Origin of the sequence: Desulfonatronospira sp. MSAO_Bac3, assembly GCF_003838035.1 — a bacterium.
Classification (GTDB): Bacteria; Desulfobacterota; Desulfovibrionia; order Desulfovibrionales; family Desulfonatronovibrionaceae; genus Desulfonatronospira; species Desulfonatronospira thiodismutans.
The window spans coordinates 1-14,744 of record NZ_QYZY01000324.1 but is presented as its reverse complement, the minus strand read 5'-3'; the positions used below and the strand labels follow the sequence as shown (position 1 = coordinate 14,744).

General features: G+C 52.5%; 11 protein-coding genes. 5 read left to right on the top strand and 6 right to left on the bottom strand.

The window, feature by feature from the left end:
* The 3 genes from D5S03_RS11355 to D5S03_RS11345 form a co-directional block, all read left to right on the top strand.
* Positions 1-791: sensor histidine kinase (locus D5S03_RS11355; protein ID WP_287044074.1), on the top strand; the 791-nt coding region annotated here is incomplete at its 5' end.
* A 7-nt stretch (positions 792-798) separates the two neighbouring features.
* Positions 799-1,953 carry a response regulator gene (locus tag D5S03_RS11350; RefSeq protein WP_287044073.1) on the top strand — a complete coding sequence of 385 codons (1,155 nt, stop codon included), beginning with the start codon at positions 799-801 and terminating at the stop codon, positions 1,951-1,953.
* A 65-nt stretch (positions 1,954-2,018) separates the two neighbouring features.
* Positions 2,019-3,254 carry an EAL and HDOD domain-containing protein gene (locus D5S03_RS11345; RefSeq protein WP_008871389.1) on the top strand — a complete coding sequence of 412 codons (1,236 nt, stop codon included), beginning with the start codon at positions 2,019-2,021 and terminating at the stop codon, positions 3,252-3,254.
* 175 nt (positions 3,255-3,429) lie between these two features.
* Here D5S03_RS11345 and D5S03_RS11340 read toward each other — a convergent pair whose 3' ends face one another.
* Together D5S03_RS11340 and D5S03_RS11335 are read right to left on the bottom strand one after the other, a co-directional pair.
* Positions 3,430-3,999 (bottom strand): cysteine hydrolase family protein, encoded by a 570-nt coding sequence (locus tag D5S03_RS11340; protein ID WP_008871388.1) that lies wholly within the window; start codon positions 3,997-3,999, stop codon positions 3,430-3,432.
* 50 nt (positions 4,000-4,049) lie between these two features.
* Entirely contained in the window at positions 4,050-4,664 is a 615-nt protein-coding gene (locus tag D5S03_RS11335) for a TMEM165/GDT1 family protein (RefSeq protein WP_008871387.1), read from the bottom strand.
* Between the two features lie 584 nt (positions 4,665-5,248).
* Here D5S03_RS11335 and D5S03_RS11330 point away from each other — a divergent pair.
* Positions 5,249-7,198: an FAD/NAD(P)-binding protein gene (locus tag D5S03_RS11330; protein WP_287044072.1), complete on the top strand. Its 1,950-nt coding sequence runs from the start codon at positions 5,249-5,251 to the stop codon at positions 7,196-7,198.
* A 116-nt stretch (positions 7,199-7,314) separates the two neighbouring features.
* Positions 7,315-10,875 carry a PAS domain S-box protein gene (locus tag D5S03_RS11325; protein ID WP_287044071.1) on the top strand — a complete coding sequence of 1,187 codons (3,561 nt, stop codon included), beginning with the start codon at positions 7,315-7,317 and terminating at the stop codon, positions 10,873-10,875.
* 15 nt (positions 10,876-10,890) lie between these two features.
* On the opposite strand, the gene rpe is transcribed toward D5S03_RS11325, so the two are convergent.
* From rpe to D5S03_RS11305, 4 genes are all read right to left on the bottom strand, one after another.
* Positions 10,891-11,568: a ribulose-phosphate 3-epimerase gene (gene rpe / locus D5S03_RS11320; RefSeq protein ID WP_008871384.1), complete on the bottom strand. Its 678-nt coding sequence runs from the start codon at positions 11,566-11,568 to the stop codon at positions 10,891-10,893.
* A gap of 51 nt (positions 11,569-11,619) precedes the next feature.
* Positions 11,620-12,546, bottom strand: a complete 927-nt coding sequence (locus D5S03_RS11315; RefSeq protein WP_008871383.1) for a phosphoribulokinase — start codon at positions 12,544-12,546, stop codon at positions 11,620-11,622.
* Between the two features lie 30 nt (positions 12,547-12,576).
* The gene (glpX, locus tag D5S03_RS11310) at positions 12,577-13,566 is read right to left on the bottom strand and encodes a class II fructose-bisphosphatase (protein WP_287044068.1); all 990 of its coding nucleotides are present in this window, start codon (positions 13,564-13,566) and stop codon (positions 12,577-12,579) included.
* Between the two features lie 90 nt (positions 13,567-13,656).
* Positions 13,657-14,744, bottom strand: a 1,088-nt coding sequence (locus tag D5S03_RS11305) for a transketolase-like TK C-terminal-containing protein (protein ID WP_287044066.1), incomplete at its 5' end; no start/stop codon positions are given.

The window sequence follows — 14,744 nt, the reverse complement described above, 5'->3', positions numbered from 1 at the left end:
TCATGGACAAAATTCGCGAGGAAAAAGAGCGTTACAAGGCCCTTGTGAGAGAGCTGGAGTTAAAGCAAAGAGAACTCTTGATAGCTCATACCGAGCGTTCCGAGCTGGTGCAGATGGTTGTTCATGACTTCAAGAGCCCTTTGTCAGCGGTGATTTCCAACCTGGATCTTTTAAAATACATGGGAGTGAATCAGGACCAGGACCATATTGTCCAGACCGCCCGTAATGGAGCAGAAAGGCTCTTTGAAATGATCAACGAATTTCTGGAGGTTGCACGTCTGGATCAGTGGAGCGAAGAAAATATGGGCAGGCTTGCACCCATAAACCTTTTGCCTGTTGTACAGCAGGTAATTGAAGAAGCGAGTTCTACCGCATCAACAAAAAAGGTTGGCCTCGTTCTGAAACAATCCCAGGATATAAGAGTCATAGCTGACAACAACCTGTTATCTCATCTGCTGAGTAATCTTATTTCCAATGCTGTAAAATATACCCCGGAAGGCGGGGAAATAATGGTTTGGTGGGAAGTGCTGGAGAGCCGAAGGTCAGCAGACAAATATAACCGGGTGGCAAAAATTGGCGTCCAGGATAATGGTCCGGGGGTCCCGGACGACATCAAGAAAAAGATTTTTGACCGGTTTACCCGGGCGGATCGGGACAAAAACATTCAGGGCACCGGGATCGGACTTTTTATCTGCAACCGTATAGCAACAATGCTTGAAGGGCATATCTGGGTAGAAGATGCGCCGGGTGGAGGCAGCATTTTCTGTGTGACCATGTATTCACCTGATTGAGGATCACATGCTGGACAAAGAAAAGACCATTCTGGTGGTTGATGACATCCAACCCTCACGGGAAACAGTAATCAACTGCCTGCGTGTTCTGGGGTACAAAAATACCAGGGAAGCAGCAGACGGGAAAGAAGCCCTGGAAGTACTCGAGAAGAGTCAAGATATTCAACTGGTTATCTCAGACTGGAAAATGCCCCGTATGAACGGGGTTGATCTCTTGCGCAGCATGCGCTCTGAATCCAGGTGGGAGGACCTTCCCTTTATTTTCTTGACATCAAAAAGTGAATCCGAAGATGTGGCTGAGGCTTCAGATCTTGGAGTCACCGAATACATGATCAAGCCTTTAAGCATTGATGTGCTCGCGGAAAAAGTGGATTCCCTGGGCTCTGGCAACCCGCGCCAGAAACTCTCCACTGTGCTCAAGGGAGTAAAAAAGGACTGTTCCCGAAAAGATTTCAGCCGGGCTGTAACCAGGTTGACAGGATTGCTGGAAGAACTGCCTTCCATGAGGTCTCGAATCTATTTTGAGATGGCCAGAGTGTATTTTCAGGCAGGAGAAATCAAGCGGGCCAGGACAGTTGTGGAGCAGGCCCTGAGCATCAATCATCTCCTGGGAAAGGCCTGGTTTCTAAAAGCCGAGCTGGAAAAAGAAGAACAAAACTGGCAAGAGGCCAGAGCCAGCCTTAACAGGGCCCTGGAAATACAGCCACGTAATGCGGACTATTTTTTATGCCTGGGCGATACCTTGTTGTATCTGGAGGACAACATGAAAGCCAGGGAAAGCTTTCAAAGAGCTATGAATATCGCTCCGGAAGAGGACTGGATAAAGACAAGGACCTGGGATATATATTTAAAACACGATCTTTGCCAGGAAGCGGAAGCAAGTTTCGGGTCTCTTCTCATTAATTGCCTGGGTTCCGATGTCCTGAACAACTACGCAGTTGCCCTGAGAAAAAAGGGCGAAATGGCCCGGGCAGTGGAGCTTTATGCGGTGGCCCTGAAAAAAGATCCGGACAACCCCGGGCTGTTGTTCAATGCCGCTGTTTCGGATTATTACAATGGTAATTTCAGACGTGCAGTAAATCGCCTGGAAAGGGCGATAGAGCTGCAACCTGGTTTTGCACAGGCTGAGGCTTTTCTCAAAAAGCTTACCAAAAAGGGCTGACTCATTTTTATCCCTGAATTTTCGGCTTTAAATTTTTAAACAGGTAAAGCCCAACCGGAGAGAGCGTGGAAGTACTGCAGCACCATCCTGTTTTTGTGGCCAGACAGCCCATCTTTACTCGTAATGACCGGGTGCATGGGTATGAACTGCTCTTCAGGGACGGGCAGATGCAGCAGTCAGCAAATGTTGTCGATCCTGTTCAGGCCACCCTGGATGTTATATCCTACGGCTTTGACCTGGCTGCTTCAGCCATGGGCAGGCCAAAGCCTGTATACATCAATTTTCCCCAGCCCCTGCTGCTTGAAAGAAGTGCTTTGGCCCTGCCGGCGGATCAGTGCGTGGTGGAAATCCTGGAGACAGTCCGCCCGGACCCTGAGGTCATTGAGGCCTGCCTGGATCTGAAAAAGAGAGGATACAGGCTGGCTCTGGACGATTTCTTCGGGCAGCAGGGGTATGAAGAACTTATCGAGCTGGCCGATGTAGTCAAGGTGGACATCCTCAAGATGCATCCAAAAGAAATCAAGAAAATCGTAGAGTACCTCTCGGAAAAAAAGGTGCGCATGCTGGCGGAAAAGATAGAACACGTCAAAATCTACCAGTATTGCAAGCAGATGGGCTTTAACCTGTTTCAGGGTTTTTTCTTCTGCTCGCCTCAGCTTATGTCCGGATGCAAACTGACACCCAATCAGAGTTCCAGGCTGGAGTTGTTCAAGAAGCTGTCACAGGAGGAGGTGGAGCCAAAACAGATAGCCAGGATTATCCAGGAAGATGCGGCCCTTAGCTACCGCCTGCTCCGGTATATCAATTCAGCTTTTTTCGGTTTTAGAAGCAGGATCAGTTCCATTGAGCATGCAGTGAATCTTCTGGGGATATTACAGGTTTCCCAGTGGCTGAAAGTGGTCATCCTGTCAGACTTGAGCACCACCGCTACCGGCCAGGAGACTTCCAGGCTGGCTGCCCAGAGGGGGAAGTTTCTGGAGTTATTGTCAGACAGTCATCCCGAGCCTCCGTTTCAACCGCATACCATGTTTCTGCTGGGTCTTTTTTCTCTGCTGGATGCCCTGCTGGGTCAGCCAATGGAAGATATTCTTCAGGATCTGCCCCTTCAGGAAGAAGTGAAAAAAGCTCTGGCAACAAGCGACACACCTTTTTTCCCCTGGATCAGGCTGGTCAAGTGCATGGAAAAGGGCTACTGGGATGATGTGTTCACCGGCTGTCAGGAACTGGGGCTAAAACAGGAGGAAGCAGCCAGTGTGTATAATGCTTCAGTTGTCTGGACCTCCCGGTCCCTGCTTAAATGACCGGAATAAAATCGTAACCATTCAGGGGGCAGGTGCCGGCCAGGGGGACAGTCCCGCACTTATTTTTTGATGAACCATTTTCACCTGTTGGCGTTGGAAAAATAAGTGCGGGACAGTCCCCCTGGCCTTATGCCCTTAGTCAACACCAAGCATTCCCTGAATGGTCACATAAAATCTACTGCACCACCTGGCCCAGGGACAGGCATTCTATGCCCATATTCTGCATGTCTTCTATGTTGTTGTCGGCTATGCGCCTGGAACTGGCAGAGCAGGCATCTGTGACCACAACCACCCGGTAGTCCCTGGCCAGGGCGTCAACGGCAGTGGAACGGATGCAGTTGGGATACTGGGTGCCGGCTATGGCCAGGGTCTTAATGTTCAGGCGGCGCAGCAACAGGTCGAATTCGGTGAATAAAAAGGCACTGAAGCGCTTTTTTACCAGGATGTAGTCCTGGGGCTTTACTTCCAGTCCATCCACAATCTCAGCGCCCTTTGTCCCGGTTACACAGATGCCCCCCTTGTCCATAAAGAGCTGCAACCGGGTGTACTCGAGGTCGCTGGCGTCCTGGCGGTGGCCCCTGACAACATATATCACCGGCCACTTATTGTTTCTGAAGTGTTCGGCAAGGTTGCGGATGGCCGGGATGGTTTCCATGGCACCGGGGACATGACAGGGTGAACCGGGCAAAACTACATCGTTTTGCATATCGATAACGGCCAGGGCCGGGTTGTCCTTGAATGTCATATATACCTCAAGAGCAGCTGTTTTGCCTGGAACCTGCAATGCTGCATATTTTACTGCAGGTCCTCAAAAAAATTTGCCGGCTGGAAAAAACTGTTTTGGGGCAAAAGGCCTGCAGTATCCAGAAGAACCCAGCATCCAATCAAAAGAAAAAGGCTGCAGGCGGATATTTTGATGAATTTCATGGGCAGCCTGGCAGCAAAACGGGATCCAAGCCAAAGGGCCGGGGTAGTGACTGCAAGAATACCCAGGGTTGCCCCTGCCACCACAGGCCAGAAGGTTTCAAACGCCCCGGCCAGGGTGATTACGGCCAGCTGGGTCTTGTCCGCCATCTCCAGAAGGAAAAAGGCCAGGGCTGAGGCCAGAAAAATACTCCCTGTGGAACGCTGCTTAAAGTTTTTGTCATCTTCCGGGATAAGCACCCAGATAGCCATGACCAGAAAAACAGTTCCAACAATCCAGCCCTGCCATTCCGGGCTTATTATGCTGAACAGCCAGACTCCAAGAAGCGCGGACAAGGCCTGGTTGGTAAAAAGTCCAACAACCATGCCCCAGAAAACGGGCCATGGACGTTTGAACTGAACTCCCAGCAAAATGGCCAGGAAAAGGGAGCGGTCTCCCACCTCGGCTATACCTACGGCGAATAATGATGCAAGGAAGGCTTCCATAGAGGCGGTCCAGGGCCGGGCGGCAGTTTTCGAGAACCAGAGACACTGAATTCATTGCCCGGCCGGGTTGGATTCTGGGGCAGGCCCAGAAATCAAAATTCAGTGCCGCAGGTCTCGTCAGGCCAAAAAGGGCTGCGTACGCCACGGCTTTACCGCAGCCGATGATGTTGACGCACGCCTCCGCCCGTGTGAGCGAAGCGACTACTCCCCTGAAGTGAATTCACCTGAATCACAGTATGGAGGATTTGTCAATAAGGGGATTCTGGGATTCTGGGATTGGGAATTGGGAATTGAGGGATTGGGGAATTCAGGAATTGGGGAATTGGGGGATTGGGGGATTGAGGTATTCAGGAATTGAGGGAATTGGGGAATCGGGGGATTAAGAGATTCAGGAATTGGGAATTGGGGGGTTCTGGTAAGAATGTATGGGAGTGTGGGAGTATGGGAGTATGGGAGTGGAAGAGAAGGCATGGCATGGGGCATGGGGCATAGGGCATGGGGCATGGGGCGAGGGGCATGGGGTTGGGGAAGAGAATGCGAAAGATGGAGGAGAGGATAATGGGGTGTTGCAAGATGGATGTGAAATGCCTAAAAGGGTGCAGGCAAAATTTTTTCAGGGGGAGGCCATGGAGTATAATATTGTCATTATTGGAGGAGGGCCCAGGGGGACTTACTGTTTAAGGCGTCTGTCTCTGGCGCTGGCTGCTGATCCTCCTGAAAATCCGGTGAATATTCACGTTGTGGAGAAGTCCGGCAGGTTCGGGGGCGGTAATGTCCACAATGTAGATCAGCCGCACTACCTGCTTTTAAATACTGTTTCCTGTCAGATCACCGCTTTTGGCGATGATGATGCCCCGGCCAGGGCTGAAGAGTCCAGGAGGACCCTCTGCGGCTATCTGCAGGAGAAAGGGTATGACTATGGTGAAAATGATTATCCTCCCAGGGCGCTGCACGGGGAATATCTGGCCGAGTGTTTCAACTGGATGGAGGACAATCTTCCGCAGAAGGTCAGCCTTTACCGGCATGCAGCAGAAGCCGTTGATATCAAGACTGCAGAACAGGGGCTGCAGGAGGTGGTGCTGGATAATAATGAAAAAATCTGCGCCTGCGAGGTTATCCTGCTCACAGGGCATTCCAGAAACAGGATAGTACCGGGCAGCAGGGAGGAAAGATATCATCAGTTTGCACAAAAGCAGCAACAAAAAGGCGGCAATATTTCCTATGTTCACCTGGCCTATCCGATAGCTTCGCAGATGGAGCATATTCAGGCTGACCAGTCTGTCTACGTCATCGGCATGGGGCTTACTGCAACGGATGTAATCAGGGGGCTCACCCATGGCCGGGGAGGGCGTTTCAGTTCCGGCAGGTATATTCCCAGCGGGAATGAACCGCATATAATCCTGGGGTCCAGGCTGGGCCTGCCATATTGTGCAAGGGGTAAAAATCAGAAGACAGGGCAGTACCAGGCCAGGATATTCACCAGCAATCTTGTACACAGGCTGATACAGGAAAAGGGAAAACTGGACTTCAGAAAGGATCTTTTTCCGCTTATTCTCCAGGAAATGGAATATGTGTACTACAGCACTCTCATGGGCGATGAGTTCGGTCGAAAATATCTGCAATGCCTTGATTCAGCTCAGAGGCAGGACCTGGTAAAAAGAGAGGTCAAGTCCACTGAAAGGTTTAATTGGCAGGACCTGGCAAACCCGCTCTGGAAGCTGGAGGCCGCCAGAAAAAGCGGCAAGCCCCTTTTTGAATCCATGGAGCATTACACGGATTTTGTACTGAAGCAGATCGGTTTTGACCTTTCAGAGGCAAAAAAAGGCAATGTGGGCAGCCCGGTGAAAAACGCGGTGGATTCCGTACTTCGCGATCTGCGTGATACCCTGAGAAGTGCAGTGGATCATGGAAGGCTTACAGCGGATTCGCACCGGTATATGAAAAAGACCTTCGAGCGCACCAACAACCGCGTAGCTGTGGGGCCTCCCATTGAAAGTGTGCAGGAACTCTGGATCCTGGTTAGACAGGGTCTTGTTTCTTTTTCTGGCCCGTCTCCAGAGGTGCATGCAAATGAAGAAAAAGGGGTTTTCCAGGTGTCCAGCCCGGAAGTTCCCGGTTCCATAAGGGAGGTAAGCCATGTGGTCAACGGACGCATCCATGGCGTGGATACCAGAAACGATACTTCAACGCTTATGCAGAATCTGCTGAAGCGCAAAATGGTCCGCACTTTCACCAGTTCTGATCATACCGGAAGCTTCGAGATGGGCGGGCTGGATGTCACCCATGACTTTCAGCTTGTGGCGGCAGACGGAAGCGTCCATGAAAATATCTGCGCCCTGGGTATCCCCGTGGAAGGCAAGCTGTGGTTCAATGCAGCAGATGCCCGGCCAGATGTAAATTCCAACGCCATCACCCAGCTTGCCTACTGGTCCCGTAGTGCAGTGGAAAGAATACACCGAAGGGAACAAAGTGCAAAGCCGGGTCTGTCCCGGACTGAAGGAACTGAAGAACAATTTGTAAGAGAAGAAACTTGAAATTTGAGCTACCAAATGAACTGTAACCATTCAGGTGGTCCTCGGTGGTGACTAATGGCCGGTACCTGCCCCTTGAATGGTTACAATGAACTGAGCATACTCAAGTGGAGAAATGCATGCCCGAAAACAACTCACCTGTAAATAACCCCTCCCAGGCTCAAGGCAGCCCACTAACAGATGATATTTTCATGAGCGCCCCCATAGGCATATTGACTGTAGACCCCGGGGGAATGCTGTTGAGCGCAAATCCTGCCCTGGCCCAGATACTTGGGTACAGTGATCCGCAGGATATTTTAGATAAAACCGGGGGTACAGCATGGCAAAGCTTTGCAGATGCCAGGGACTGGCAGGGACTTTACCGCATGCTGGAGGCGGACAATGAGGTCGCCAATTTCGAGTGCCGCCTTCTGTGCCGGGACAACAACCCCTTGTGGGTCTCCATCACTGCCGGGGCAATCAGGGATGACACCGGCAGGCTCATGTATATCCGGGGGTTTGTCACGGATATCTCCGAGCGCAAACTGGCGGAAAACGCCCTGCGCAGAAGCGAGGAAAGATACCGCATGCTTTCCGAAAGCACCAATGACTTTATATTTTCCTGCGTAGAGGGCCAAACAGGACACAACCTGGAATGGCTGGCCGGGGCGGTGGAAAAAATAACCGGGTACAGCGTGGAAGATATCCTGGCCAATCAGTGCTGGTCATTTCTGGTGCATCCTGAAGACCGGTATCTGTTCCGGGAGCATATCACAGAATGTGAACCGGGTCAGACAAAGGAGTGTGAGCTAAGGATATTGCGCCGGGATGGCCAGACCTGCTGGCTTCAGGTTGCCAGCTCCTGCTTTCTGGAAGATGAAAGGGGCTCAAAAAAAGTATACGGTGCCTGCAGGGATATAACCGGGAAAAAAACAGCGGAAAAGGCTCTGCAGGAGAGCGAATTCAGGTACAGGAACCTGTTTGAGAAGTCCACGGAAGGGGTGTTTTTGCATGACCTGGAGGGCAATATCCTGGACGCCAATGAGTCCGCCTTAGAAATGTTCGGCTATACCAGGGAAGAGTTGATCAGGCTGCATCCATCCTCCCTGGTGCATCCGGAAGAAGTGCAGCAGGTCCGGGAGGAGTTTGAGGATATAAAACGAAACCAGTCCAGGTTTTCGGAACATCGCTGCCTGCGCAGTGACGGCCGGGAGATCATGGTCATCACCAGGGGCAGGCTGGTGAGCGAAAACATGATCCAGGGCGTACTACGTGATGTTACCCGGGAGAGACAGCAGGAAAAAGCCCTGCGTGAAAGCGAGGAATATATCCGCACTATCATGGAAGTGCTGCCGGACATCGTTATCAAGACCAACTTACAGGGCGTATGCCTGGATGTTCTTGGTGATTTCCAGGCCAAACTGTACCGTCCAAAGGAAGAGGTCCTGGGCAGATACATTCCGGATGTGGTTCCTGAGGAGGTAGGCACCAGGTTTATGCAGGGTGTAAATAATGCCCTGACAACCGGGGATCTGCAGATGGTTGAGTATGAGTTAGAAATAGATTCCCGGACCTTTTATTTTGAATCGCGCATTATGCCCCTGAATGAAGAAGAGGTGATAGCCCTGATACGCGACATCACCGAAAACCGCAGGGCTCTGGCTGCCCTGGAGGAAAGCGAGAGCAGGTACAGGCAGCTTTTTCAGGAATCCCCGGCCTCTATGCTGGTGGAGGATTTTTCTCAAGTCCAAAAACGCCTTGGTGAAATAAAAAATCAGGCAGACGGAGAGCTTGATTCTTTTTTGAAGGAAAATCCGCAGTTTGTCCAGGAAATGGCTGAACTGGTCCGGATAGTTGATGTAAACCAGACAGCTCTCAAGCAGTTTCATGCTGCATCCTTAGAAGAATTCACCAGGGGAATAGCCACGGTTTTTGCCCGGGATTCCTGGCAGGAATTCATGGGAGAGCTTGCGGCTGTTTTTCATGGGGAGAAGTCTTTTTTCACCGAAAAAAGGCTTCAGAACCTAAACGGTGAAATCAGAAACGTGCAGCTGAAGTGGTCGGTGATGCCCGGGTGCGAACAGGATTTCTCCAGGGTACTGGTGTGCATTGTGGATATTACCGGGCTTAAAAGTATTGAAGAGGATCTAAGGCACAAGAATATGCTTTTAAACGGCGTTCTGGACAATATGCCGGACTTTATGAGCGTCAAACTGCCGGATCTGACCGTGGTGCGTTATAACAGGACAGGCTATGAACTCCTGGGCATGGATGAAAATGAGGTTCAGGGGAAGAAGTGTTATGAACTTATGAATCAGGAATTTCCCTGCCAGCCCTGTGCCACCCTGGATGCACTGAAGAGAGGAGGGCAGGCGGACCATGAGCTTTATTTTCCGCAGTTTGAAAGGTATTTCAGCTGCCGGGCCAATCCCATCCTGAATGAAGAGGGCAGGGTGGAGTACGTGGTGGAGCTTTTGCGCGATATCACCCAGAGGAAGGAGTCGGAGGCGGAGCTTCAAATGGCCTGGGAAAAGGCTGAAGCCGCCAATAAAGCCAAGAGCGAGTTCCTGGCCAATATGAGCCACGAGATCCGGACTCCCATCAACGGCATAATGGGGGGACTGCAGCTTCTTGAAGCCACCAGCCTGGACCATGAGCAAAAGCAGCTGGTGGAGATGGGTATTGCCTCGGCCAGGCGTCTCACCCGCCTGCTCACGGACATCCTGGATCTTTCCAGAATTGAAGCGGGCAAAATGGAAATCCGCAAAAACGATTTTGAAGTGGACAGGCTCTGCACGTCCATTGAGGACCTTTTTGCGGCCAGCGCAGCAGAAAAAAACGTGCGCATCTCATGTACTCTCGACCCCCGGCTGCCCCCAATACTTGCAGGAGATGATGCCAGGATACAGCAGATACTCTTGAATCTGGTGGGCAATGCCCTGAAATTCACTCATGACGATACTGTAGAGTTGCACTGGCATTTGCTGCGCCGACAGGGAAATGAACTCCGGGTGCTCATATCCGTGGCGGACTCAGGACTGGGGATATCCGATGAGAAGCTGAGCGAGATCTTCAATCCCTTTGTCCAGGCCGACGGGGCCTTTACCCGCAATTTTGAGGGGGCCGGGCTGGGGCTGTCCATTGTGGTCAGGCTGGTGCAGATGATGGGAGGCAATATATCTGTGGAAAGTACTCCAGGTGAGGGCAGCACTTTTTATGTCTCCCTGCCCCTGGAAGCGGGTTCTGGTGAAAGTGCAGGGGAGAATAAAGAAAACATCCAGGTAAAAGCCGGATCACCGGGCCTAAGGGTTCTTCTGGCCGAAGACGATCCTTCCAACCGTTTTTTCATGCAGAAGGTGCTCGAAAGGGAGGGGCATATCCCCCTTATTGCGCAAAACGGGCAGGAGGCCCTGGAGCAGTTTCAAAAACATGCTTTTGACTGTATTCTCATGGACATAAATATGCCGGTCATGGATGGCATGGAAGCGACAAAAGAAATAAGAAGGCTTGAAGCCGGGGGTTCCAGGCAGGAAGAAGATGGCACTTATCCGGCAATCCCCATTATTGCCCTGACTGCACATGCCATGGGCGGAGACCGGGAGCGTTTTCTGGAGATGGGTATGAATGACTACCTGTCCAAGCCTGTACAGGTACAGGAACTGCGCACTGCTTTGGACAAAATAACCCCGGATGACTCATGAACCCCGGAGAGTGTGTCAGCCCTGATCTCTGGCTGCATTTATAAAAGTCTTCAGCCTTTCCCTGTACGGGGGGTGGGCAAAGAAGGCCGAGCCCGAGACCAGCACGTCAGCCCCGCACTGGACAAGCTCTCCGGTGTTTTCCGGGGTGACCCCGCCGTCCACCTGGATAAGTGTCTTGCAGTCACGGGCGGCTATCATGGACTTGAGCCTGCGGATTTTCTCCATGCTGAAGGGAATGAATTTCTGCCCCCCGAAACCGGGGTTTACGCTCATGATGAGGACCATATCCAGCCTGGGAAGTACATACTCAAGGATTTCCAGCGGGGTGTGCGGATTCAGGGCTACTGCCGGCCTGGCCCCCAGCCTGGCTATCTCGGACAGGGTGCGCTCCAGGTGTCTGCAGGCTTCTGCGTGTACGCATAAAAGATCCGCTCCGGCCCGGACAAAATCTTCCAGGTAACGGTCGGGCTCCTCGATCATGAGGTGCACGTCGAAGAAGAGCCTGCTTTTTTTGCGGCATCCGGCTATAATCGGCGGGCCAAAGGTTATATTGGGCACGAATGACCCGTCCATGACGTCCCAGTGCACCCAGGTAAGGCCGGCTTCTTCCAGGGCACTCAGTTCCCCGGCCAGATTGCTGAAATCCGATGCCAGAAGTGAAGGAGATAATATAAGTTCCTGCTGGCTCTTCATGTTTGGACCTCCGGCATTGCTCTTCAGGCAATACCATGGTGTGATTGTTTGTCAACGGTTTATCTTCAGCTTGTGCAGGCAGAAGCCGACAAGCAGCTGGGCCAGAGCCAGGGGGTAGCTTTTCCGGGGGGTCTTGCCCTCCAGGTAGCGACCTATGTTTTCAAGGCTCGTGGGTCCTGCTTCGGACAGGTGCTCCAGGATGAGCCTGGACGTGTATTCCAGTGTGTCCTGACTGATGTTGCCCTGGATATGCAGAAGGTCAACCGGGGTGCCCGAGTCCCTGCCCAGAGTGAAGGACAGGCAGTTTTCATCCGCTTCCTGGTCCTGGTCAATGAACTGGGAAAAATCGGGGTATCTGATGGTGGGCCGCAATATGAGCCTTGCGTTCAGCCTGCTTCCGGTTTCCCCGGGCAGTTCCGGCGGTGGGTAAAAGTTGAGCACAATATCGGCATGCTCCCGCTGGGGACGGATATAACGGGTGGACAGTTCAGCCCTTCGGTGCAGGGTGTTTTTGGCCTCTCTTTCGCTATAGCCGCGCTCACTGGTGTCGCGCTGTATCTTCCATGTTTCCCGAAGGAAATCTTCGGGATCAAGATAGATCTTGACGTCGAACATTTCCCGCAGTTTTTTGATGTGAAACGCAAGCAGTCCCTCCACAACTATGAAATCAGCCGGCTCTACATATTTGAACCGGGAAAAATCACCTTTGCTGTGGTCGTATACTGGCTTGAGTATGGCTTTACCCCGGCGCAGTTCAGCTATGTGGCTCTGCAGAATATCCAGGTAATTGCAGTCCGGGTGCAGGGCGGAAAGGTTTTGCTCCTTGCGCTCTTCCCGACTGTACTTGTGGTAATCGTCAATACAGATGCCGGTGACGATTTCATTGCCCAGGATCTGCCTGATGCCCCTGGCCAGGGTGGTCTTGCCGGAACCGCTGTCCCCGGCGATTCCCAGGATTATGGGTTTGGTCCTTCGCATTCACATCTCGCAAGCTGTAACTTGTTGAAATTACTTGTACTTGATGGCGCTTATGCGCATTAGTTTTTCAAAGGAGTGCAGGGATTCTATGCGCCTCAATGTACCTGTTTTGCCCCGCATGACCATGGAACGGGTCAAAGCTCCCTGTCCGGTGAAGCTGACCCCCTGCAGGAAAGTCCCGCCGGAAATACCGGTGGCGGCGAAGAAAACATCCTCGCTCTGGATGAGATCGCGCACAGTAAGCACCCTCTTGAGGTCGTAGCCTGCACTCAAAAGGTTTTCTTTTTCCTGTTCCGACTGTGGGTCAAGGCGGCACTGCATTTCCCCGCCCATGGAGATTATGGCCGCTGCAGTAAGTACGCCTTCAGGAGTGCCTCCAGTGCCCATCATTACGTCCACGTCTCCATCAGGGCTGACTGCCATAAGGGCCCCGGCAACATCCCCGTCGGTGTGCAGCTGAATGCGGGCACCCGCCTGCCGGATATCCTCGATGAGCTGTTTGTGACGGGGCTTATCCAGAACGAACACCACCAGGTCGTCCACGGATTTGCCCAGAGAGGCCGCGATCGCCCTTAGATTGTCTTTAACTGGAGCGTTGATGTCCACGTGGTCCCTGGCCTGGGAAGGCACGGCAATTTTTTGCATGTAAAAGGCAGGACCGGGGTCATACATGGTCCCCCTGGGAGCCAGGGCCACAACGGAAATGGCATTGGGCCGTCCATAGGCCAGAAGCTTGGTGCCTTCAACAGGGTCAACTGCCACGTCCATCCCAGGGCCGTTTCCGGTGCCCAGGGATTCTCCGTTGTAAAGCATGGGCGCCTTGTCTTTTTCACCTTCGCCAATGACCACCACGCCCTTGATCTCTATGGCGTTGAAGCTCAGGCGCATGGCATCCACAGCTGCCATGTCCCCTTTTTTGTTATCTCCCTTGCCCAGCCAGCGCGAGGAGGCCAGGGCGGCCGCCTCGGTGACCCGGACCAGATCCAGGGCAAGGTTTCTTTGAGGTTCTTCCTGGTTCATGAAGTATCCCCCCTTTTTTGTCATTTAATCTGGCGGCCATGGCCACATTTAATCTGGCGGCCATGGCCGCTGCATGGTTTTTAAATTTAATTACTGCTGCAGCATATCCAGAAGTTTTTGGGCAATGTCTGTGGAGGTCATCTTGAAGTAGGGGAAAAGAATGCTGCCCGGGGCGGATTCCCCGAAACGCTCAATGCCGTAAGCCTCTCCCCGGCAGCCAAGCACCTGATGCCAGGATGCTCCTGCTCCTGCCTCCACCGCCAGCCTGATCTCCACCTCCCGGGGCAGGACCTCTTTCTGGTAGTTGATGTCCTGGGACATGAAGAAATTGATGCTGGGCATGGAAACCATTCTTATCCTGCGCCCTTTTGCTCCAAGTTCTTTGGCAGCATCAAGGGCAGGCTCCACCTCGGAGCCGGAGGCCAAAATGATGGCCTCAGGAGTTCCTTCACAGTCCAGCAGAATGTACCCGCCGCGCCTGATATTTTCCAGCTGTGTACTGGAGCGCTGCATGGGCTGCAGCTTGTGCCGGGAGAGCACCAGGCAGGTGGGACCGTTTTTTCTTTTCAGGGCACTATGCCAGGCCACTGCAGTCTCAACAGTGTCGCAAGGCCTCCACACGCTCATGTTGGGGATCAGCCTGAGAGAAGCCGTATGTTCTATGGGCTGGTGCGTGGGGCCGTCCTCGCCCACTCCTATGGAATCGTGGGTCAGGACATGGATGCAGCGAAGCCCCATCATGGCCCCCATGCGCAGGGAGTTGCGCGAGTAGTCGGAAAATACCAGAAATGTTCCGCCAAAGGGGATAAAGCCGCCGTGCAGGGCCAGGCCGTTCATGATGGCACCCATGGCGAATTCCCGAACCCCGTAATAAATATAGTCACCGTCTTTGTTTTTTTTGGATACCGGCCTGGCTCCGGTGCGCATGGTCTTGTTGGAACCGGTGAGATCGGCGGAACCGCCAAGCATTTCCGGAAGCTCTGCTGTAAGGACGTCAATGATTTTGTGTGAGGCTTTGCGTGTGGCCAGGGGCTGTTTGTCCTGGTCGAAATTTTTTATCATCTCCGAGACGGTCTGATCCAGGTTGCCGGGTAAATCTCCGGCAATACAGCGCAGAAATTCGCGGGCTTGTTCCGGGTATGCCGCCTGGTACTCTGCGAATTTGCTGTTCCATTCTT